The organism is Listeria marthii (assembly GCF_014227425.1).
GTDB classification, from domain to species: domain Bacteria; phylum Bacillota; class Bacilli; order Lactobacillales; family Listeriaceae; genus Listeria; species Listeria marthii.
The window spans coordinates 243,793-265,210 of the sequence record NZ_JAASWB010000003.1 but is presented as its reverse complement, the minus strand read 5'-3'; the positions used below and the strand labels follow the sequence as shown (position 1 = coordinate 265,210).

Genomic DNA, 21,418 nt, shown 5'->3' with positions numbered 1-21,418 from the left:
TTCAATAATACCTTTCCCTATTGTAGCTGAAAAAGCATGATTTTTCCACTGTAAGTTGATTAGAAATTCATTAGAAATAAAAAAAGACCCACCTAAGTGAGTCTTTTGATTATTATTTAGCTGCGTCAAAGCGTTTGTTAGCTTCATCCCAGTTAATAACATTCCAAAATGTGTCGATATATTCAGGACGACGGTTTTGGAATTTAAGGTAGTAAGCATGTTCCCAAACATCTAAGCCAAGAACCGGCGTTTTGCCATCGCTTAGTGGAGAATCTTGGTTAGCTGTAGAAACGATTTCTAATTTGCCACCATTAACTACTAGCCAAGCCCAGCCAGAACCAAAACGTGCTGCAGCTGCTGCATTGAATTTTTCTTTAAATTCGTCAAAAGTACCGAATTCGCTTTCGATTGCTGCTTTTAAGTCACCAGTTGGAGCACCGCCACCATTTGGGCTAAGAATAGACCAGAATAATGTATGGTTAGCGTGACCGCCACCATGGTTACGGACAGCGCCGCGAATGTTTTCAGGAACGCTATCTAAGTTAGCAACTAATTCTTCAGCAGATTTGCTTGCAAGTTCAGGATGACCTGCAACCGCTTCGTTTAGTTTTGTAACATAAGTATTGTGGTGCTTTGTATAGTGAATTTCCATTGTTTCTTTATCAAAATTCGGCTCCAAAGCATCATAAGTATAAGGTAGTTTAGGTAATTCGTAAGTCATTAAAAGTTCCTCCTTGTATTGTTTTTACGTGAAAAGAAATGACATATAAGGCAAAAGTTTCATGTCCCATTTCGATAGAACTACTATTAACCTTAAAAACAGTTTCTTCTTACACCATTTAGCCTACCATGCTCCCGAAATGCTTGCAATTTTTCTGCTCAGTGATGTTTCAATATTGATTTTGCTCTCGTTTCAAGCTATGATTAAGTTTAGGTGGAAAAAGTACGCTCTTTTGCACATACATGTATCTTTTTCCCTTAAACTCAAAAAGTTAAACCATTAGGTGAGGTGTTGAAAAAAGAATGAATATTTTTAAACGCTTCTGGAAGAGTTTGTATTCCCCTGCGGATATTGCATCGTTTCGAAATGATAAAATCAGAAAAAGTATCGTCTACATTATCGTTTTATCATTCGTAACATTCCTTCCATTAGCATACTTTACGAACGTTACGACAAAAAATGCGCTAAAAGTTGGCGAAGAAACGATTACAAATGAGATTCCGGATTTTAAAGTGACAGATGGTAAGTTAGTTTTAACGGATGATACAGTTAAAAATGTCCCTATCTCGATTGATCAAGATGAATTACATATTTATTTTGATGCTTCCGGTACACTTGATAAAGATGATATTGATAATAAAATTGCTTCGTATGACAGTGCAGTTGCTTTTCTTTCAGATAGTATTTATATTACTGCAGCCGGTGTTTCTCAATCGGTTAGTTATGAAACAGCAGGAATTAGCGACAAAGCAGATTTAGTTGACTTATATACTTCTATTGAGTCATTAGCTAAGTACTTTATTCCAATTGCATTAATGGTTCTCTTTATTTTCACGCTAGGTTCGGTATTCTTCCGTGTAGCACTTTATGCGTTATTCGGTTTTATTCTTTCTGGATTTGGTCGAACTGGTATCGCCTTCCGTCAAAACTGGATGATTGCTGCCTATAGTATTACACTAGCGGCCGTTTTTACAATGGTTATGGAAGCCTTACAAATTATTATTCCTTTTGGAATGGAGATAAATATGGTCGTGAGCATGATTTTCGTGTTCCTTGCGATTCGTTCAATTCCTCCAAGCGAACCAACTGTTTTAGACAAATAATTTTTAGCCACTTGCTTATGCAGGTGGCTTTTTTGTGGCGTTATTCACGTGATTTTGTTCTATAAAAATGGTATGATAAAAAAATCAAAGCTAGACTAAAGGAGCGATTTCTTTGAATGAAAGAACATCTCGCGAACATACTCGCCCAGTCCAAGTTGGTAATTTAACAATTGGTGGTAATAATGAATTAACGATCCAAAGTATGACTACGACAAAAACACATGATGTCGAAGCAACGGTAGCGGAGATTCACCGATTAGAGGAAGCTGGTTGCCAGATTGTTCGGGTAGCTTGTCCAGATGAACGAGCGGCAAATGCGCTTGCTGCTATCAAAAAAAGAATTCATATTCCCCTCGTAGCTGATATCCATTTTGATTACAGATTAGCACTGAAAGCCATTGATGCTGGCGTGGATAAAATTCGCATTAATCCTGGTAATATCGGTCGCCGTGATCGTGTCGAAAAAGTAGTTAACGCTGCTAAAGCGAAAAATATTCCGATTCGAATCGGCGTCAATGCTGGCAGCTTAGAAAAGAAAATTATCCAAAAATATGGTTATCCTACTGCGGATGGTATGGTGGAAAGCGCCCTTGCCCATATTAAAATTCTTGAAGACTTAGATTTTCATGATATTATCGTTTCTTTAAAAGCGTCTGACGTGAATTTAGCAATTGAAGCGTATGATAAAGCTAGTCGCGCATTTAAGTACCCTCTTCATCTTGGAATTACGGAATCTGGTACTCAATTTGCAGGCGGGATAAAAAGTGCTGCAGGGCTTGGCGCAATGCTTAGTTTGGGCATTGGAAATACTTTACGTGTATCGTTGAGTGCAGATCCTGTCGAAGAAATAAAAGTGGCACGTGAATTATTAAAGTCATTTGGCCTTTCATCTAATGCAGCCACACTCATTTCATGCCCTACTTGCGGACGGATAGAAATTGATTTGATTCGGATTGCTAATGAGGTGGAAGAATATATCGCTACTATCAAAGCGCCGATTAAAGTTGCAGTACTTGGCTGTGCGGTAAATGGCCCCGGAGAAGCACGCGAAGCAGATATTGGAATTGCCGGTTCAAACGGAGAAGGACTCCTTTTTAGACATGGGAAAATCATTCGAAAAGTACCAGAAGCTATTATGGTAGACGAATTAAAAAAAGAAATTGATCTTTTAGCAGAAGAATATTTTGCTAAAAAAATAGAACTGGAAAACCTGGGATAATTGCCTCCAGGTTTTTGTGTTAAGGGGGGCTTTCTTTGGAAAAAGAAAATGAATTAAGTTTTTATGATGGTGTTAAAGCATGTCTGCCTACGGTGCTTGGCTATGCTGGGATTGGGATTGCTGCAGGCGTAGTTGGAAAAGCTTCCCATTTAAGTCTTTTAGAAGTGACGTTACTTGCGGTTATTGTCTATGCGGGTGCGGCTCAATTTATTATTTCTGGTTTATTATTGTTACAGAGTCCGATTTCAGCCATTATATTTACTACTTTTTTAATTAATTCAAGGCATTTTTTGATGAGTATGGCCGAGGCTCCTCACTTTAAAAAATATTCTCTGTGGAATAATATCGGGATTGGCGCCCTTCTCACGGATGAAACGTTTGGGGTTTCGATGAATCAAATTGGAAATAAAAAGCCAGTTAGTGCCAAATGGATGCACGGGATTAATGTGACGGCCTACTTGGCGTGGATTGTTGCTTGTATTGTGGGTGCTTTTATAGGGAATTGGCTGCCGAATCCGGAACAATTTGGGCTGGATTTTGCTTTGTCAGCGATGTTTATTGGTTTGCTTTATTTACAAGTGGTGAGTGATAAAAGTAAAAAAATCAGTACGAGTTTGCTAGTGATGATTCTTGTTGCGCTGTTTTTAGTCCTCTTTATGCGTTTTATGACACCTGAGTTAGCTATTTTAACGGCAACGCTACTTGGCTGTTTGATGGGAGTGATATTAGAAAAATGGCGTTAAGTTCGTATACTTTATATGTAATTATTGGTTGTGGTCTTGTTACCTTTATACCGCGTGTTTTGCCGTTTATTTTTGTCCGTAAGTTACAGCTCCCGGATGTAGTGATTCGATATTTATCTTATGTCCCTCTCTGTATTCTGACAGCTCTTTTCGTTCAAAGTTTATTAGTTACACGGGAAAATGGTTTTCCGGGAATCAATGTTGAAAATTTGCTTGCTTCATTGCCTACTATTTTGACGGCAATTGTAACTAAAAATTTAATGTGGATTGTTATCGTTGGGATCATTTCCATGGCGATGATTCGTTTTTTTGCATAGAAAAGCCCTTTACTGGAGTGTGTTTTTGACGGGAATCAAAACCAGTAAAGGGCTTTTTATTTATGGGTGGATCCGAAGTAACTTTAGTTAGATGTTGTTGTGCTAGTTGATGAAGTGTCTGTATAATCAGCAAAAGCATCTTTTAAATCGCTATCTTTAATATCAATGTTGGCTGCTTTTAATTCTTTTTTCAGTGCAGCTGTCATGTTTTCAGAAGTTAGTTGCGATTCGATATAAGCGGCTTTTACGTTCGCTTTTTCTTTTTCATACGTACCTTTTTCGGTTTTCTTCACTAATTGGATCAAGTGATAACCGTAAGTGGATTTGACAATACCACTAACATCATCTGTGTTTTTCAGCGCATAAGCTGCTTTTTCAAAGGTTTCGTCCATTTCACCTGGACCAAATGGATCTAATAGACCGCCATTTGTGCTAGTAGCTGTATCTGTAGAATATTCTTTTGCTAAATCGGCGAATTTTTCACCGTTTTTTAGTTTTGTTTGGATTTCTTTAGCTGTTGCTTCGTCGTCTACTAAAATATGGCGTACCGTAATGTCGGGTTCCCATGTTTTATAATAAGTTTTGAGCTTACTTTCGCTAACATCCATATTGGCTTCAGTCGCTTTTTGGACGAGTAGATTATACTCTAAATTTTCTTTGAAAGAAGTTTTTGTTAAATTATTAGAAGATAGCGTTGATTCAAATGAGTCACCGTATTGTTCTTCGTATTTTTTATATTCTGCATCGACTTCTTTTTCAGTTACGGTGTATTTATCTGCTAAGATTTTTTTGAAAGTAAGTTGTTGCACGACCTCATTACCGTAAGTCGTTTTCATGGCTTCATAAAGTTCATCTTGCGTGACACTTCCTGCATCTGTTTTTACAACAGCACTACTGCCACATCCAGCGAGCAATAGTAACGTAGCTGCTATTATGGAAATCATCACTTTTTTTAATTTTGTCAAACTGTTCCTCTCCTTCTTCTTTCGGCTACTTCTTACTTTAACGATAAAAAGTGTCCAGAATAAGAAACAAATATGAAATAACTATGAACAATATGCATAAAATAAAAAAAGGCCCGGATTTACGGACCTTTTTGCTATTAAGAGGCTTGTAAACATTCTGGGCATTCGCCGTAAACCTCGAATTTATGGCCGTCAATTTGGTAACCAGGTAATGCTTCGGTTAAAAAATCCATTGGGCACATCATAATTTCTTTTGTTTTACCACATTTCATACAAATAAAGTGATGGTGATGATGCTCGTGTGTACAAGCTAAACGGAAATTGCGCTCACCAGAAAGATCGGTTTCTTCAAAAATACCTAACTCGACAAATAAAGAGAGATTACGGTAAATCGTATCAAAACTGATTCCTGGGAAATCATCTTTCATATTTTCTAACACATCTTTTGCTGTTAAATATTTATTTTTACGAGCTAGTAAGTTAATTAGAAATTCACGTTTATCTGTGTGTTTATAGCCTTTTTCTTTCATTTTCATGAGTGCTTCAGTTGCTGTAAGTCCCATTTTCCTCACCTCGTTTTGAAATTAAGATTTTTTGACGTATTTTTTGATATAAAATGGTGACGATTAAAAGTAGCACGGAAATAATAACGATTGCTCCACCGGGCGCTAAGTTTAAATAATAAGCGGTAAATAAGCCACCAATAACGGCAATTTCACCAAACAAAATCGACAATAGAATAGTTTGTTTAAATCCTTTGGCGATACGAATAGCTGCTGCAACAGGTAATGTCATTAAAGATGATACGAGTAAAATACCGACAATTCGCATGGAGGACGCAATAACCAGCGCGACTAACACCATGAAAATGATATCAAATACTTTCGCTTTTAAACCGGAAACTTTCGCATATTCTTCATCAAATGATAACAGAAATAGTTCTTTATATAAAGATAAAATAACGATAAATACAATAATCGCAGTCACGACAATCGTGATCATATCTGTACGACTTACGGCACTTACACTACCAAATAAATAACTAAATAAATCAGTATTGAAGCCATTTGCCAAGGAAATAAAAATAACGGAAAAGCCCATACCAGCCGACATAATAATCGGAATGGCAAGTTCTTCAAAATGTTTATAGACGGTGCGTAATTTTTCCATTAATAAGGATCCTACTACCGAAAAACCAAAGCCGAGATATAGTGGATTGAGTGCGGCTAGTGGCAAGTAAGTTTTGCTTAAAAATAAACTAACAGCAATCCCCCCTAGCGTCACATGGCTAAGCGCATCTGCCATTAAAGAAAGCTTTCTTACGACGATAAAACTTCCGAGTAATGGAGCAATAACGCCAATAACAAGCCCAACGATAAATGTATTACGAATAAAATCATACTGGAGAAGCGTCGCAATCACGGCAAGTATCCTCCCTTCTGCGTTGTTCGGCTAATATTTCAAGTTCGCGGTCGGCCAAATAATGTTGATATTCATGCGCAGAACCATCGAAAATAATGCGTTTATTAATGCTAATGACATGATTAACATACGTATTCACGGCCATTAAATCATGTGTTACAAGCAAAAGTGTCATTTCTTCGGTCCGATTTAATTCGGCTAAAAGCTCATAAAATGCTTTTACATTCTCAACATCGACCCCAACAGTTGGCTCATCTAAAATTAACAACTCTGGTCTACTTACTAACGCACGTGCAATAAAAACACGTTGCTGTTGTCCGCCAGAAAGTTCCCCGATATTGCGATTTAGATAATCTGTCATTTCTACTCGCTTCAAAGCGTAATCAATGTCTTCTTTATCTTTATTGTTTAAGGTTTTAAATAAGCCTTTTTTCTTTGTTAACCCACTTGCGACCACTTCTTTTACTGTGGCTGGAAATGCGGAATTAAAAGCGTTTGATTTTTGGGAAACGAAGCCGATTTTAACCCAATCTTTGAAATCTGCTTGTTTTTCTCCAAATAACGAGATACTACCTTGTTGTTTTTTGAGTACACCAAGAATTAATTTTAACATGGTTGATTTACCGGAACCATTAGGACCAATTAAACCAGTAAAACTGCCTTTTGCTACTTGAAAATGAATGTTTTCTAAGGCATGTTCTTTATCATAATGATAGCTTACATTATTTACTTCTATGATTTTGTTCATTCATGTTTCTCCTTTGACAGCATTTGCTAGCCGCTTTTACTAGTATATAAAATAATGGTTAAAATGTAAATCGTAATTACTTCGAATTAAAAATTTGGACAAAAAAACCTGGAAAAGATGGTTGTCATTTTCCAGGTTAGTATTATTATTTAGCGAATGTATCTGTTAAAATTGGAACCACTTGTTTTTTACGAGATACAACACCTTTTAGTGGTGCTTGATTTTCGATGAATTTCACACCATAAGCTTCTTCGACAATGTCTGTTTTTGAACCGATAGCAATTCCAACAGAGTCATTAGTAAGAATGTTTGTGATGACGAACAAGTATAAATCAAGTCCTTTTTCCACAATCGTATTCGTAATAAGTGCTTCTACTTCTGCGCGGCGGCTAAGTACATCGTTCACATCAACTACATTAATTTGGGCGATTTCTACTTTGTTATCGTTCATGTTGAATTCTTTCGCATCCAGTAATAGTTCAGCAACAGATTTTTTACTAACATCTGCTCCAGCTTTAAGCATTTCCATGCCGTACGCTTGAATATCAACTTCTGCGATAAGCGCTAATTTTTCTGCAGCAACTTTATCTTCTTCTGTGCATGTTGGTGATTGGAAAAGAAGTGTATCAGAAATGATAGCAGAAAGCATAAGTCCTGCAACAGTTTTACTTACTTCTACTTCATTTTCACGGAACATTTTTAGAAGGATTGTTGTTGTACATCCAACTGGTTCAGCGCGGTAATAAAGTGGATCAGATGTTTCGAAGTTAGCGATACGATGATGGTCAACAACAGCAGTAACTGTCACATCATCAATATCATCTACACTTTGTTGGCGTTCGTTATGGTCAACAAGAGCTACTTCAGAAACTTCATTTGCAACTGTTTGAACTAGACGTGGAGCTGTTACTTGGAAATAATCAAGAACAAAAGCTGTTTCACTATTAAGCTCGCCTAAACGAACCGCTTCAATATCTGCTCCTTGTGCTTTTTTTAATTCTGCGTAACTAATGGCAGAACAAATCGTATCTGTATCTGGATTTTTATGACCGAATACAAGTGTTTTTGTCATTATTTTCGTCTCCTTTTAGCTGTTTTGAATTTTATTTAATAAATCTGGGTCAAATTCGCCATTTCTTAGCATTGCGATTTCCCATTCGTATGGTGCTTTTTTTGATGCTTTATCTTCACCAACATAAGGTGTTTCAAGAATTTTTGGCACATCTGCTAGTTGCGGATGGTGCACAATATAATGAAGGGCATCAAAGCCAATATGGCCAAAACCGATATTTGCATGTCGGTCTTTATGCGCGCCTCGTTCGTTCTTGCTATCATTGATATGTAGTACTTTTAAGCGATCAATGCCGACAATTTTATCGAATTGATTTAATACGCCATCAAAGTCATTCACAATATCGTAACCTGCATCATGCGTATGACAAGTATCAAACGTAACGGATAATAATTCGTTGTGCGTCACACCATCGATAATTTGTGCTAACTCTTCAAAAGTGCGGCCACATTCGGAACCTTTTCCAGCCATTGTTTCTAAAGCGATTTGTACATCTTGGTCATGTATTAATGCTTCATTCAGACCTTGGATAATTTGTTTGATTCCTTTGTCCGCTCCTTCGCCAACATGTGCACCGGGATGTAGAACGATTTGCTTGGCACCAAGCGCACGCGTACGTTCAATTTCAGATTGTAAGAAATTAACCCCTAGTTCAAATGTTTCTGGCTTAACTGAGTTGCCGATATTGATAATATAAGGCGCGTGAACAACGATGTCAGCCATATCATGAGCTTTCATATGTTCTAGGCCTGCTTCAATATTTAACTCTTCAATTGGCTTTCTACGCGTGTTTTGCGGAGCTCCAGTATAAATCATAAACGTATTAGAGCCGTAAGAAGCTGCTTCTTCACTTGCGCCAAGAAGCATTTTCTTTCCGCTCATTGATACATGAGAACCTAGTCTTAGCATAATTCATTCCTCACTTATCGTTTTTTCCGTCTTTCGCGACGTTTAATTTCGTTCATTTTGTAGTTAATTTTCTTTTTATAGTTTGGTTTACCTTTTTGTTTCGCTTTTTTACGCATACCAATTTCACGTGGATCGGCTGTTTCACGTTTTGCTTCACGTTTTGCACGACGGTTGCGGTCTTCTAGTGTAACGAATTCTTTATTTTTCCAGTCAACATGCTTAAATTCAATCCCCATTTTTTCCAGTTGGTTTAGGCGATCTTCATCAGCTGGTTCAAATAAAGTAAGTGCGATACCAGAATGTCCGGCGCGACCAGTTCGGCCTGTACGGTGAATGTAGAAATCTAAGTCATCCGGTAATTCATAGTTTACGACATGACTAATTCCTTGGATATCAATACCACGAGCAGCTAAATCTGTCGCAACAACATATTGATAATCTAAGTTTTCGATTTGTTTCATTGTCCGTTTACGTTCACGTGGGTTGACGTCACCATGGATTTTGGCTACTTTAAGTCCACGTTCAACTAATCCGTTTGCTACTTCATCAGCTGTTGTTTTTGTATTAGTGAAAACAATCGCCAAATAAGGTTGCGAACCGACTAAAACATTTTTAAGTAAATCTATTTTGTTACGGCTACGAGTGGCCATAATACGGTGTTCCACTGTTTTTGAAGCTGCCACTTTTGGTTGGATATGCTCATAACGCGGATTTTCCATATATTTGCTTAAAAATGGTTTTAATTTTTGCGGAATTGTTGCGGAAAATACAAGCATTTGTAAATTAGCTGGCATTTTTCCAGCGATATGGTCGACATCGTTTAAGAATCCCATATCAAGTGTCATGTCTGCTTCGTCAATAACGAGTGTTTTCGCTGTATGAACAAATAGAGCTTGTTCGCGGATTAAGTCATTGATACGACCAGGCGTTCCGACAATAATTTGTGGTTGTTTTTTTAGTTTATCAATCGCACGTTGTTTATCCGTACCACCAATAACAAGTTGTACAGCGATTTCTTTTTCACTGTATTTCGTTACTTTGCGAATTTCATTATAAATTTGAGTAGCAAGCTCACGACTTGGTGCCGTAATAACTGCTTGTACTGCATCTTTTTCAGGATTCACATTGTTAATAATTGGCAAAATAAAAGTATGGGTTTTCCCTGTACCTGTTTGAGATTGTCCAATGATACTTTCACCTTTTAAAATGCCTGGGATTAGCTTCTGTTGTACTTCTGTTGGCTCATAGAATCCTAATTTATCTATTGCAAGTCCAATAAAAGGTTGAAAGCCGAATTGGTCAAACCTTGATTTCTTCGTCATAAAATATTTCCACTCCGTTCTATACCTAGTAGCCATTATAGCACATAATTGGACATTCGTGCGCGCGATAAGACAACTTTGTCAAAACAATCAAAGTCTATTATACTAAATAGTGAATCTAACACAGAAATGAGGATGTTTTCGAATGGGAATTATCAAAATATCCCCTCGTGGTTATTGTTACGGAGTCATTGATGCGATGGTGATTGCTAAAAACGCTTCGATGGATCCGAATTTACCTCGGCCTATTCATATTTTAGGTATGATTGTTCATAATAAACATGTCAGCGACGCCTTTGAATCGATTGGTATTTATACAGTGGATGGCGCGAATCGAGAAGCAATTTTAGATAAAATAACGACTGGGACGATTATCTTTACAGCGCACGGCGTCTCTCCTGCTGTGAAAGCAAAAGCGCTAGCAAAAGGATTAACAACCATTGACGCTACCTGCCCAGATGTGCTTCATACGTATGATTTGATTTTAGAAAAACAAGCAGCTGGTTACCAAATCATCTATATCGGCAAAAAAGGACACCCGGAACCAGAAGGCGCATACGGCACAGCGCCAGATGTTGTTCATTTAGTAGAAACGAAAGCGGATATTGATGCCCTTTCATTACTCTCTGATAAGATTTTTATTACAAATCAAACTACGATGAGTAAATGGGATGTAGCTGATTTAATCGATTATATAAAAGTAAAATACCCGACGGCGATACCCCATCAAGAAATTTGCATGGCTACTCAAGTGCGTCAAGAAGCTGTTGCCGAGCAAGCTAAAGATGCGGATGTCACTATTGTTATTGGTGATCCAAGAAGCAATAATACCGCGCGCCTAGCCCAAGTTTCTATTGAAAAGGCCGGCACACCAGCTTATCGGATTGCCGATATTTCAGAATTAGATATTCAGTGGATTAAAGATGTGCAAAAAGTGGCGGTAACCGCTGGAGCAAGTACACCAACGCCGCTTGTACGAGAAGTACTTGTTTTCTTAGAGCAGTTTGATGCGGCAGACGAATCTACTTGGGAACGAACACATCGCTCTGATTTTGCTAGTGTTATCCCAAAAATGAAAAATAAAAATATGGATGAAAAAAGACGCCAACGTTTAGTTCACCTAAAAAATGGCGGTAAATAAAAAAACGACTAATTCTCTTTAATAAAGGAGTTAGTCGTTTTTTTATTAACAAAATTGGAATGGATCTGTATTTACTTCGGAAACTATAAATTCTGCTTCATAATCTAAAATCTTCGCTTGTTCTTCCATTTTAGTTTTCAGATAGCCCTTCATCACTTTTTCGATATTATGGCCAGCATCAATCGTTGGAAGATTAATAGCTAATAAATCATGCCCTGTGTGGTAATAGACATCCCCAGTAATAAACACATCTGCACCAGTAGCTTTTGCTTGGTGAATAAATTTATTTCCATCGCCACCGATAATCGCTACTTTTTTGACCGTTGTTTTTAAATCACCAATAAAACGAACATTTTCAATGGCAAAAGCGGTTTTTAATTTATCTATAAAGGAAACCATGCCGAGTTTTTTCGGTAAAGTGCCGACACGACCTAGTCCTTCTTTGTAAGTTTGCGTTTCTAGCGTATAGACATCAATTGCAGGTTCTTCATATGGATGCGCAATTTTCACTGCTTTTGTAATCGTCTCTGTTAAATATTGCGGGAAAATCGCCTCTATTTTAACTTCGGGAATGGAAGTCAGCTGCTCTTTTTCACCAATCGTTGGGTTGGCGTCTGCTCCTGGTTTAAAGGAACCAATACCAGTTGTGTGGAATGTGCACTCTGAATATGCAGTTCCGATTTGGCCAGCACCGTTGTTGACAAGCGCTAAACGAACACTTTCTAGTTCATTTTCGGGTACATAAACAGCGATTTTGCAGTATGGTTCTGTGTAGGTTTCTTCAATCATCGTTGTATCTTGCAGATTGAGTAATCCTGCCAGAATGTCATTTACACCACCTTGAGCAATGTCTAGATTAGTGTGTGCTGCAAAAACAGTGATATCATGTTTGATTAATTTTTTAATCATTTTCCCTTGTTTTGTGGTTGTATCAATGTGTTGCGTTGGGCGATATAAGAATGGATGATGGGCGATGATTAAATCAACTTTTTTTTCGATAGCTTCATCCACCACTTCTTCTAACACATCTAAAGTAAACATGATTTTTCTTACTTTTTTTGATAAGTCACCTACTTGTAAACCAATGGGATCTCCTTGCATTGCGAGCTTTTTAGGCGCGATTTTTTCCATTATCGCTGTATATTCATAGCCATTTGCGACTTTCATTTTAGCACATCCTCTACTAATGCGATTTTATGTTCTAATTCACGAATTTTCGCTTGGTTTTCCGTTGAAATTGGTTGATTGTTAGAAATCGTTTGGATAATATTTTGCCATGTGTTGGTTTCGTGACGCCATTTACTTTTGAAAATAGCGCTTTGTTCTTGTAGTAAACATGGTCCGAAAAATATTTCTTGCTTCGTCCAAGTAACTGGTTTTTCAGATGGCGTTAACACCATAATTTCATAAATCTTATTATCTTCCCGTAAAATTGCTTCGGATGTAATAAGCCAGTTGTTTTGTTCGGACCATTCTCTTAGTTGCCAAGCTGCAATATTCGGTTGCAAAATTAATTTGGTTACGCCGATTAATTTTGCTGCGCCTTCTTCTAAAATAGTACGTATTAAAGCGCCACCCATTCCAGCAATCACAATTGTATCAATCGCATCTTCTTTTTCGATAACAGCTAAACCATTGCCTTTTCTGACATCGATTTGTTCTGTTAAGCCCGAAGAACGTACTTGTTTTTGGGCAGATTGAAAAGGTCCGTCAACCACTTCGCCAGCAATAGCGAAAGAAGCCGTTTGATTTTTGATTGCAAAGCATGGTAAATAAGCATGATCGCTTCCGATGTCTGCAATTCGTTCATTTTTTGTTATGTAAGAAGCCACTTTTTCGAGTCGCTTCGATAGTTGCTCTTCGTTCATTTGGTTCCCTACTTTCATTTTCATTAAAAAGGCAGGAGAACGATTTGTCCTCCTGCCCGGTTGTGCATTATTCCAGGAAGTCTTTCAATTGTTTGCTGCGGCTTGGATGACGTAATTTACGTAAAGCTTTGGCTTCAATTTGACGAATCCGTTCACGAGTTACACCAAATACACGACCAACTTCTTCTAAAGTGCGCGTACGACCATCATCTAGACCGAAACGTAAGCGAAGTACGTTTTCTTCACGGTCCGTTAATGTATCAAGCACGTCTTCTAGTTGTTCTTTTAGTAATTCGTACGCTGCGTGATCGGATGGTGAAGTCGCATCTTGGTCTTCGATAAAATCGCCAAGGTGGGAATCATCTTCTTCGCCGATTGGTGTTTCAAGAGAAACTGGCTCTTGTGCGATTTTAAGGATTTCCCGAACTTTTTCAGTTGGTAAGTCCATTTCTTCACCGATTTCTTCAGGTGAAGGATCGCGGCCTAAATCTTGTAATAAGGAGCGTTGTACACGGATTAGTTTGTTGATTGTTTCAACCATATGCACCGGAATACGGATTGTTCTAGCTTGGTCCGCAATCGCACGGGTTATCGCTTGACGAATCCACCACGTTGCATAGGTACTGAATTTAAACCCTTTATTGAAGTCAAATTTTTCAACGGCTTTCATTAGTCCCATGTTACCTTCTTGAATTAAATCAAGGAATAACATACCACGACCAACATAACGTTTTGCAATACTTACAACTAGACGAAGATTGGCTTCTGCAAGACGTCCTTTGGCTTCGATGTCGCCAGCTTCGATACGTTTTGCTAAGGCAATTTCTTCATCTGCTGTAAGTAAGTCTACTCGACCAATTTCTTTTAGATACATGCGAACAGGGTCATTAATTTTTACGCCTGGTGGTACACTCATATCTGTTAAATCAAAGGATTCAGTTTCTTCTTTTACAAGTTCTGTTTCATCTGGATCCTCGTCATCTGCATCGTCAGAAACTTCAATTCCTGCTTCACCAACATGTTCTAAATACTCATCCATTTGATCGGAATCCAAAGTGAATGGAGCTAATCTGGCAGCGATTTTTGCATAAGTTAAAATCCCCTTTTTCTTACCTTCTTCTATCAGGGCTTCTTTTACTTGCTCAACACTTAGTTCAGCAACTGGTTTTGTGTTTTTTGTTTTATCACTCATAACTGCCTGTATTCCTCCTTCCAAAATGCCGCTAACCTCATTAAAAGGCTTCTCTTAGGTAATAATACCATCATTTAGCGGTTTTAAAACGTTATTAATCCAATTGGCCGCTGTTTAATTGACGGTTGAGTTGGACAATTTCGAGCATGACGCGAATTTCGTTTTCATTATCGTTTTCACGATTATACGTCGCTAGTTCTTGCTCAAGTTCTTTCTTCTTTTGTTCTAATTTATACCGTTTTAGACTTCTAATATAGTCTTCAAACTGGGGTTTACCTTGTTCATCTGGACTAATAACCATTTCTAGGCTGCTAATAAGTCCTTTCATTGCAGCATCAGGAACACTATCCATGAATTTTGTTGGATCCGCATCATTACCTTCCGCAAAATAACCAATTAGATAGGTATAAAGTGCTTCGTAATTATCATGGTAAAACGTCGTATCACCGAGAAGTTGCTTAATTAAAAGAAAATTATCTCGGCTTTCCATCATTGCTTTCATTAGCTGCTGCTCTGAGATAGTATGGGCAGATAATTTTTGTTGTGTTGGCTGCTCAAAAGAAAATAGCATTTCTGTATCTTCTTGCGGCATCATCCCCATAAAAGAATCATCTATTGGTGGTTCATTATAACTAGCCATTTGTTGTGATTTTTGACTATTTTTTAGTGACTGCTGTAATTGTTGTTTTAAGGTTTCGATGGTTAATTCAAATTCATCTGACAGCTGTTTTAAGTATAATTCTCGCTCTACAGCTTGATCCAGCTTTGCAATTTCACGCAGACAATCATCTATATAAGCGATTTGATCTGTTTCATTTTGCAAATTACGTTCTTTGCGCAAATAGTGAATTTTAAAAGCGGTCCAAGTCATTCGTTGTTGCTTATAGATTTCTTTGAATTTTTCTGCGCCACTTGCTCTAATGAAGTCATCGGGATCTTTTCCGGCGGGGAGTTGCAAAACAAAAACATCTAAGCGATTCCGTTCAACTAGAAGTGTCCCTGCTTTGTAGGCAGCTTCAATTCCAGCACGGTCACCGTCATAACAGATAATAGCTCGATTAGTGAGCCGTTTGATTAAATCTGCATGTTCTTCCGTTAAGCTAGTTCCCATCGAAGCAACGGCATTTTGAACACCAGCTTCTTCTGCGGAAATAACATCCATAAAACCTTCCATGAGCGTGATTTCTTCTTGTTTTCGAATAGCCTGTCTTGCCTCAGAAAAATGGAATAACGTCCGTCTTTTATTAAAAATAGGCGTTTCAGGACTATTTAAATACTTCGGTCCGTCATCACGATCAAATAAGCGACCAGAAAAAGCAATAATTTGACCACGATCATTCGTAATAGGAAACATAATTCGATTCCGAAAACGGTCAACCATTTGGCCATCATCACGTTCGGATAAAAGTCCGGCCATGCCAGCAAGCTGCAAGTCCATGCCTCTTTTTTCTAGAAAAGAAGTAATCGTTGCATGGTGATTTGGTGCAAAGCCAATTTGGAAGGTGGTCATCATTTGTTCAGACATACCGCGTTCTTTCAAATAGGTTAATGCTGCTGCGCCTTCTTCTGTTTCCATCAAAATATAATGATAGAGTTTGGCAGTCAGTTGGTGCATTTCGACCATTTTTGCCGTTTCAGAAGTTTCTTTTGGTAAATTACTTGTGTCGCGTTCTTCTGGGAGCTCGATAGACACATCTAAATGGCTCATATCTGCTACTTTTTTAACAGATTCGACAAAAGTGAGTCCATCATGTTCCATCAGAAAAGAAAAAACGTTGCCTCCCTTACCACACCCAAAACAATGGAAAATCTGCTTTTCTGGTGATACGGAAAAAGATGGCGTTTTTTCGCCGTGGAAAGGACATAAGCCAGAGTAATTACGCCCCTGCTTTTTTAATTGGACATAATTACCAATTATATCGACTATATCCGCTTGATTCCGGACTTGATCAATTACTTCTTCAGGAATCCGCGCCATTTTGACAGTCAACTCCTATTTACTTATTTTGCAAAAATGTCGTCAATCGATCTTGGAAAAGCGAGCGATCAGCATCACTCATTGCTTTTGGACCTTTGCTATATTTGCCTTGTTGCCTTTCTTTGGCGTGTCTATAGCGAATATCTAACATTAATGACATTTCTTCTTCTCGGTAAAGTTCGCCGCGATTAGAAAAGACAAATGTGCCTTTTGCAAGTAGAATGCTAGCTAGGCCAATATCTTGTGTTACGATAATATCGCCTTTTTTGGCTAAATTCATCATTCGCATGTCCGCTGATTCTTTTCCTGTGTCAACAAAAATCCAATTCTCTCCGTTCGTATTGACAGAGTAATGGTTAAACGAGGCGACAAAAGTAACTTCTAAGTGAAATTCTTTTGCTACTTGTTTTATTTCTGACTTGACTGGACAAGCATCGGCATCAACCAAAATTTGTGGCACACATTCCATCCTCTCTTCAAAATCTATGAAGGCACGTTAAAAAACGAGTTTTTCCACCCGTTTTTAAAATAATATGCATAGATTTAGCTTTTTTATAAGCGAAATTAGATTATACGGGAAGATACTAACTTTTACAAGCAGATTTCCCCGTATAATATATATATTCGCCACAAAAAGCAAAAGTCCTTCTTATAATTCTAAATTTTCATCAACAATTTCACCAATGTGGATTAAAATCTCATTTGCTGTCTCTTCAATGGCTTTATTCGTCACATCTAAGACGAAACAATTAAGTTTACTTGCTAATTTATTAAAAATCGCTAGCTCTTCATCGATACGTTGATTACTTGCGTAAGTTCCAGCACCAGGTAAACCAATCGAGATTAGGCGTTCTTGTCTGATTTTCGTTAATTTTTGTTTACTAATTTTCAGACCGATGATTTTCTTAGGATCAATTTCAAAAAGTTCGTCTGGAATTTGTGCTTCTGGGACGATTGGGATATTAACGATTTTTAATCCTTTAAGCGCTAAATATTGCGATAAAGGTGTTTTGGATGTTCGCGAAATACCAATTAATACATAATCCGCTTGCAAAATGCCTCTAGGATTACGTCCATCGTCATTTTCAACGGCAAATTCGATTGCTGCTACTTTAGTGAAATACGCTTCATCCATCGAACGAACACGTCCTGGTTCAGAAAGTGGCTTGATTTTATACGTTTCCTCTAACTGGTTTAAAAGCGGGCCAAATAAGTCAATGATTGGCACACCGAAAGCTTGAGCCGTTTTGTTTAGCTCTTCTCGAACGCTTTCTAGTACAATCGTATGCACGATAATACCATTATTTACGGCCACTAAGTCGACAATTTCTTCAATCATATGGGAAGAGTCGACGTGGTGAAAACGATGAATAAACTTCGGTGTTTGACCAAATTGACTAAGTGCTGCTCTTGTCACAAGTTCGGCCGTTTCTCCTGTTGAATCGGAAACCACGTATACGGCTGGTTGAGTCATACATACTTCCTCCTCTTTGCTCAAAATCTTACTTTTATTTTACATTAATTTCATCCATTTGAGCAAATTCTTTAATAAAGCTTGCCAGTTCGAATAGTAAAGCTAGACGGTTGTTTTTCAATTCGTCATTGTCGCTCATAACTAGCGTATTGTCGAAATAAGCATCGATTGTTGTACGCAAATCGGCGAATGCTTTTAGTCTTTCAATGATGGTTAAACCGGCATAATCGAATTTCAGTTTTTCTAACTTATCAAACAAAGCTTGTTCGTATTCATTTTCAAATAATGCAGGATCTACTTCCACGCCATCTTCGTATTTTTTAGAAATTTTCACTACGCGGCTAAGTGCTTCGATTGTTGGACGGAACCATTCTGCTTCAGCGTGTTCATTTAAAATTTGGGCGCGGTCGATTAGTTGTGGAATCACGTTTGGATCGCCGGCGATGACTGCATCAATAATATCATGACGAATGTGATGACCTTGCAGAATAACACGTAGGCGATTTTTCAAGAACGTCTGTACTTCTTTTTTCACGTCTACACCAGGTAACTCGGCGGAACCTTCTGCGCGTTCCATATCAACAATGCGAGAAATGACTTCAAGCATTGGGATGTCCCAACCATTTGCTTGGATAATACGCATCGCTCCAAAAGCACTACGGCGTAAACCGAATGGATCGGCGGAACCTGTTGGAACAATATTGACACAGAAGAAGCCGATTAATGTTTCTAATTTATCCGCAATCGCAATTAGGGAACCTAAATCTGTTTGCGGCAACTCGCCTTCTGCTGAATTTGGTAAATAATGTTCACGAATCGCGGTAGCAATTGCTGGTTTTTCACCTTGTAACAACGCATATTTTTCTCCCATTAAACCTTGTAGTTCTGGGAATTCACCGACGATATTTGTTACTAAATCAAATTTATAAATATTAGTTAAGCGGATAATGTCTTGTTTGTCTTCTTCTTGCCACTCTAAGTAGTCAGCAAGCATTAACGCTACTTTTTGAACGCGTTTCATTTTTTCTGTTAAAGTACCTAATTTTTCATGGAAAACGATATTTTGTAGTTTAGCTACGGCTTGGTCAATCGTCATTTTTAAATCTTCTTGATAGAAGAAATCCGCATCAGATAAACGAGCGCGCAACACTTTTTCATTTCCGCGTGCTACGGTTTCCAGATTTTCATGATTACCATTACGCACAGTAACAAAATGTGGTAATAATTCTCCTTCTTTGCTGAAAACTGGGAAATAACGTTGGTGTTCTTTCATCGTAGTGATTAAAACTTCTTCTGGTAGTTCCAAATATTCTTTTTCGAAATTTCCAGCTAAAACAGTTGGATATTCGACAAGGTTTGTAACTTCTTCTAGCAAATCAGCGTCCTCTTTAATTTGCCAGTTTTCCATTGATTCTAGTTCGCGTAATTGTTCAGCGATAGCTTGTTTCCGGTCTTCGGCATTAACAACTACGAATTGTTCTAATAAGGCATTAGAATAGTCGCTTGGTTGTTTAATTGTAGCTGTTTTTCCTAAGAAACGATGGCCGCGTGATGTATTACTTGTTGACACACCAGTAATCTCAAATGGGATGATTTCTTCGCCGAACATCGCGATAAGCCATTTGATTGGGCGGATGTAGCGTAAATCATTGCTACCCCAATGCATACTTACAGGGAAAGTCATACTTGTTACTACTTTTTCTAAGTTTGGAAGTAATGCGGTTGTTTTTTCGCCGATCACTTCTTTTTTAATGTAGATATATTCAACGCCTTTAATATCACGGAAAGTAAGGTCAGCTGGCTCTACTTTTTGACTTTTTGCGAAACCTAGTGCCGCTTTTGACCAATTGCCGTCCTCGTCCAAAGCGATTTTTTTCGCTGGGCCTTTTGCTTCTTCCACGCGATTGGCTTGTTCTTCTGCCATTTCTTCGACAAGAACAGTTAAACGTCTTGGTGTCGAATAGGTTTTAACTGCGCCATATTCGATTTTATTCTCATTTAACCAGTCAGTTACCCGTTTTTCTAATTGCGCAACAGAACTAGTCACATATTGTGCGGGCATTTCTTCTAAACCAATTTCTAATAAAAAGTCTTTACTCATGACGTTTTCCTCCCTCTTCTTTGAGTAATGGGAAGCCCAATTTTTCTCGTGATTCATAAAATGTTTTCGCGATACGTCTTGCTAAGTTTCTGATTCGACCAATATACTGCGCGCGTTCCGTTACTGAAACAACGCCACGAGCGTCTAATAGGTTAAATGTATGCGAACATTTCAATACGTAATCATATGCTGGGAAAACGAGTCCATCTTGCATTTGGCGCGTAGCTTCTCTTTCGTATGTGTCAAAAAGGGACAACAACATGTCTGTATTGGACGTTTCAAACGCGTATGTGGAGTTTTCGAATTCTGCTTGGAAGAAAATATCGCGGTAGCTAATACCTTCTGTCCATTCTAAATCAAACACATTTTCTTTGTCTTGAATATAACTTGCTAAACGTTCTACGCCGTAAGTAATTTCGGAAGTGACAGGGAAACATTCTAAGCCACCTACTTGTTGGAAATAAGTGAATTGAGTGATTTCCATACCATCTAACCAAACTTCCCAACCAAGACCAGCACAACCAAGTGATGGATTCTCCCAGTTATCTTCTACAAAACGGATATCATGTTCTAATGGATTAATTCCTAATTTTTCTAAAGAACCAAGATAAAGCTCTTGAATATTGTCAGGAGAAGGCTTCATCACGACTTGGAATTGGTGATGTTGGAATAATCTATTTGGATTTTCTCCATAACGACCATCAGCTGGACGACGAGATGGCTCCACGTATCCTGCTTTCCACGGTTCTGGACCAATTGCTTTTAAGAAAGTGTACGGACTCATTGTACCGGCACCTTTTTCCACATCATACGATTGCAACATAATACAACCTTGCTCGGACCAATAATCTTGTAATGTTCTAATCATTGTTTGTAAATTCATTGCTTCCACCTCCAAAAATAATTCAGCCAATATAAAAACTCTCGTCTCTATATGCTGATTTAAAGCATATAGGGACGAGAGTTAGCTCGCGGTTCCACCCTATTTGGAATTGAAATAATTCCCACCTTGATTTCGCTGTACTCCAGAACGCCTTCACAAAAAGTTAAATATCCGGCTTCCACCAAACCCGAACTCGCTAAAAATAGAGCTTCTTGTTACTATTTTCCTTCAACGTACCTA

Annotated in this window: 21 protein-coding genes and 1 other annotated feature (1 of these 22 cut by a window edge); of the genes, 5 read left to right on the top strand and 16 right to left on the bottom strand. The window is 38.1% G+C overall.

The genetic code is table 11. The features are described from left to right. Positions 1–112: 112 nt before the first annotated feature. Positions 113–721, bottom strand: a complete 609-nt coding sequence (locus tag HCJ55_RS06685; RefSeq protein ID WP_008947817.1) for a superoxide dismutase — start codon at positions 719–721, stop codon at positions 113–115. A 302-nt stretch (positions 722–1,023) separates the two neighbouring features. Between HCJ55_RS06685 and HCJ55_RS06680 the strand changes: the two genes are divergently transcribed. The 4 genes from HCJ55_RS06680 to HCJ55_RS06665 all read left to right on the top strand — a co-directional run bounded on the left by HCJ55_RS06680 (position 1,024) and on the right by HCJ55_RS06665 (position 4,103). Beyond that, entirely contained in the window at positions 1,024–1,824 is an 801-nt protein-coding gene (locus HCJ55_RS06680) for a DUF1189 domain-containing protein (RefSeq protein ID WP_008947818.1), read from the top strand. A 112-nt stretch (positions 1,825–1,936) separates the two neighbouring features. Continuing rightward, the gene (ispG, locus tag HCJ55_RS06675; protein ID WP_185517529.1) at positions 1,937–3,043 is read left to right on the top strand and encodes a flavodoxin-dependent (E)-4-hydroxy-3-methylbut-2-enyl-diphosphate synthase; all 1,107 of its coding nucleotides are present in this window, start codon (positions 1,937–1,939) and stop codon (positions 3,041–3,043) included. Positions 3,044–3,078: 35 nt separating this feature from the next. After that, positions 3,079–3,786: an AzlC family ABC transporter permease gene (locus HCJ55_RS06670; protein ID WP_185517528.1), complete on the top strand. Its 708-nt coding sequence runs from the start codon at positions 3,079–3,081 to the stop codon at positions 3,784–3,786. Then, positions 3,777–4,103: a branched-chain amino acid transport AzlD family protein gene (locus tag HCJ55_RS06665; protein ID WP_185517526.1), complete on the top strand. Its 327-nt coding sequence runs from the start codon at positions 3,777–3,779 to the stop codon at positions 4,101–4,103. Before HCJ55_RS06670 ends, HCJ55_RS06665 begins: the two co-directional genes overlap by 10 nt. A gap of 83 nt (positions 4,104–4,186) precedes the next feature. Here HCJ55_RS06665 and prsA1 read toward each other — a convergent pair whose 3' ends face one another. The 7 genes from prsA1 to cshB form a co-directional block, all read right to left on the bottom strand. Further along, on the bottom strand, positions 4,187–5,068 hold the full coding sequence (gene prsA1 / locus HCJ55_RS06660) for a post-translocation chaperone PrsA1 (protein WP_185479896.1): 882 nt from the start codon (positions 5,066–5,068) through the stop codon (positions 4,187–4,189). A gap of 137 nt (positions 5,069–5,205) precedes the next feature. Beyond that, the gene (gene zurR / locus HCJ55_RS06655) at positions 5,206–5,631 is read right to left on the bottom strand and encodes a transcriptional regulator ZurR (RefSeq protein WP_003721950.1); all 426 of its coding nucleotides are present in this window, start codon (positions 5,629–5,631) and stop codon (positions 5,206–5,208) included. Further along, entirely contained in the window at positions 5,612–6,490 is an 879-nt protein-coding gene (gene zurM, locus HCJ55_RS06650; protein WP_008947824.1) for a zinc ABC transporter permease ZurM, read from the bottom strand. Before zurM ends, zurR begins: the two co-directional genes overlap by 20 nt. After that, entirely contained in the window at positions 6,465–7,238 is a 774-nt protein-coding gene (gene zurA / locus HCJ55_RS06645) for a zinc ABC transporter ATP-binding protein ZurA (RefSeq protein ID WP_185517525.1), read from the bottom strand. Before zurA ends, zurM begins: the two co-directional genes overlap by 26 nt. A 145-nt stretch (positions 7,239–7,383) precedes the next feature. Then, positions 7,384–8,310 carry a manganese-dependent inorganic pyrophosphatase gene (locus HCJ55_RS06640; protein WP_185502238.1) on the bottom strand — a complete coding sequence of 309 codons (927 nt, stop codon included), beginning with the start codon at positions 8,308–8,310 and terminating at the stop codon, positions 7,384–7,386. Between the two features lie 15 nt (positions 8,311–8,325). Further along, positions 8,326–9,219 carry a deoxyribonuclease IV gene (locus tag HCJ55_RS06635; protein WP_008947827.1) on the bottom strand — a complete coding sequence of 298 codons (894 nt, stop codon included), beginning with the start codon at positions 9,217–9,219 and terminating at the stop codon, positions 8,326–8,328. A gap of 14 nt (positions 9,220–9,233) precedes the next feature. Next, positions 9,234–10,541, bottom strand: a complete 1,308-nt coding sequence (gene cshB, locus HCJ55_RS06630; RefSeq protein ID WP_008947828.1) for a DEAD-box ATP-dependent RNA helicase CshB — start codon at positions 10,539–10,541, stop codon at positions 9,234–9,236. A 145-nt stretch (positions 10,542–10,686) separates the two neighbouring features. Between cshB and HCJ55_RS06625 the strand changes: the two genes are divergently transcribed. Continuing rightward, the gene (locus HCJ55_RS06625) at positions 10,687–11,682 is read left to right on the top strand and encodes a 4-hydroxy-3-methylbut-2-enyl diphosphate reductase (RefSeq protein WP_185517523.1); all 996 of its coding nucleotides are present in this window, start codon (positions 10,687–10,689) and stop codon (positions 11,680–11,682) included. 45 nt (positions 11,683–11,727) lie between these two features. On the opposite strand, the gene HCJ55_RS06620 is transcribed toward HCJ55_RS06625, so the two are convergent. The 8 genes from HCJ55_RS06620 to glyQ form a co-directional block, all read right to left on the bottom strand. After that, positions 11,728–12,849, bottom strand: a complete 1,122-nt coding sequence (locus HCJ55_RS06620; RefSeq protein ID WP_008947830.1) for a Nif3-like dinuclear metal center hexameric protein — start codon at positions 12,847–12,849, stop codon at positions 11,728–11,730. After that, positions 12,846–13,550, bottom strand: a complete 705-nt coding sequence (locus HCJ55_RS06615; RefSeq protein ID WP_185517521.1) for a tRNA (adenine(22)-N(1))-methyltransferase — start codon at positions 13,548–13,550, stop codon at positions 12,846–12,848. Before HCJ55_RS06615 ends, HCJ55_RS06620 begins: the two co-directional genes overlap by 4 nt. Before the next feature lie 67 nt (positions 13,551–13,617). After that, positions 13,618–14,742 (bottom strand): RNA polymerase sigma factor RpoD, encoded by a 1,125-nt coding sequence (rpoD, locus tag HCJ55_RS06610; protein ID WP_003721960.1) that lies wholly within the window; start codon positions 14,740–14,742, stop codon positions 13,618–13,620. A gap of 94 nt (positions 14,743–14,836) precedes the next feature. After that, positions 14,837–16,720 (bottom strand): DNA primase, encoded by a 1,884-nt coding sequence (gene dnaG / locus HCJ55_RS06605; RefSeq protein ID WP_185517519.1) that lies wholly within the window; start codon positions 16,718–16,720, stop codon positions 14,837–14,839. A gap of 19 nt (positions 16,721–16,739) precedes the next feature. Further along, complete coding sequence (locus tag HCJ55_RS06600; protein ID WP_008947833.1) at positions 16,740–17,180, bottom strand: YaiI/YqxD family protein; 441 nt, start codon at positions 17,178–17,180, stop codon at positions 16,740–16,742. A gap of 189 nt (positions 17,181–17,369) precedes the next feature. Further along, positions 17,370–18,194 carry a pyruvate, water dikinase regulatory protein gene (locus HCJ55_RS06595; RefSeq protein ID WP_003730433.1) on the bottom strand — a complete coding sequence of 275 codons (825 nt, stop codon included), beginning with the start codon at positions 18,192–18,194 and terminating at the stop codon, positions 17,370–17,372. A gap of 34 nt (positions 18,195–18,228) precedes the next feature. Continuing rightward, complete coding sequence (gene glyS, locus HCJ55_RS06590; RefSeq protein WP_185502243.1) at positions 18,229–20,295, bottom strand: glycine--tRNA ligase subunit beta; 2,067 nt, start codon at positions 20,293–20,295, stop codon at positions 18,229–18,231. Further along, positions 20,288–21,178 (bottom strand): glycine--tRNA ligase subunit alpha, encoded by an 891-nt coding sequence (gene glyQ, locus HCJ55_RS06585; protein ID WP_008947835.1) that lies wholly within the window; start codon positions 21,176–21,178, stop codon positions 20,288–20,290. Before glyQ ends, glyS begins: the two co-directional genes overlap by 8 nt. Before the next feature lie 67 nt (positions 21,179–21,245). Continuing rightward, positions 21,246–21,418: a binding site (T-box leader), on the bottom strand (it continues 1 nt past the right edge of the window).

Excerpts from the sequence above, each read along its gene's own strand:
- HCJ55_RS06685 (WP_008947817.1), bottom strand. The coding sequence starts at position 721 with ATGACTTACGAATTACCTAAACTACCTTATACTTATGATGCTTTGGAG.
- HCJ55_RS06680 (WP_008947818.1), top strand. The coding sequence starts at position 1,024 with ATGAATATTTTTAAACGCTTCTGGAAGAGTTTGTATTCCCCTGCGGAT.
- HCJ55_RS06665 (WP_185517526.1), top strand. The coding sequence starts at position 3,777 with ATGGCGTTAAGTTCGTATACTTTATATGTAATTATTGGTTGTGGTCTT.
- zurR (WP_003721950.1), bottom strand. The coding sequence starts at position 5,631 with ATGGGACTTACAGCAACTGAAGCACTCATGAAAATGAAAGAAAAAGGC.
- zurA (WP_185517525.1), bottom strand. The coding sequence starts at position 7,238 with ATGAACAAAATCATAGAAGTAAATAATGTAAGCTATCATTATGATAAA.
- HCJ55_RS06640 (WP_185502238.1), bottom strand. The coding sequence starts at position 8,310 with ATGACAAAAACACTTGTATTCGGTCATAAAAATCCAGATACAGATACG.
- HCJ55_RS06635 (WP_008947827.1), bottom strand. The coding sequence starts at position 9,219 with ATGCTAAGACTAGGTTCTCATGTATCAATGAGCGGAAAGAAAATGCTT.
- cshB (WP_008947828.1), bottom strand. The coding sequence starts at position 10,541 with ATGACGAAGAAATCAAGGTTTGACCAATTCGGCTTTCAACCTTTTATT.
- HCJ55_RS06625 (WP_185517523.1), top strand. The coding sequence starts at position 10,687 with ATGGGAATTATCAAAATATCCCCTCGTGGTTATTGTTACGGAGTCATT.
- HCJ55_RS06620 (WP_008947830.1), bottom strand. The coding sequence starts at position 12,849 with ATGAAAGTCGCAAATGGCTATGAATATACAGCGATAATGGAAAAAATC.
- HCJ55_RS06615 (WP_185517521.1), bottom strand. The coding sequence starts at position 13,550 with ATGAACGAAGAGCAACTATCGAAGCGACTCGAAAAAGTGGCTTCTTAC.
- rpoD (WP_003721960.1), bottom strand. The coding sequence starts at position 14,742 with ATGAGTGATAAAACAAAAAACACAAAACCAGTTGCTGAACTAAGTGTT.
- dnaG (WP_185517519.1), bottom strand. The coding sequence starts at position 16,720 with ATGGCGCGGATTCCTGAAGAAGTAATTGATCAAGTCCGGAATCAAGCG.
- HCJ55_RS06595 (WP_003730433.1), bottom strand. The coding sequence starts at position 18,194 with ATGACTCAACCAGCCGTATACGTGGTTTCCGATTCAACAGGAGAAACG.
- glyS (WP_185502243.1), bottom strand. The coding sequence starts at position 20,295 with ATGAGTAAAGACTTTTTATTAGAAATTGGTTTAGAAGAAATGCCCGCA.
- glyQ (WP_008947835.1), bottom strand. The coding sequence starts at position 21,178 with ATGAATTTACAAACAATGATTAGAACATTACAAGATTATTGGTCCGAG.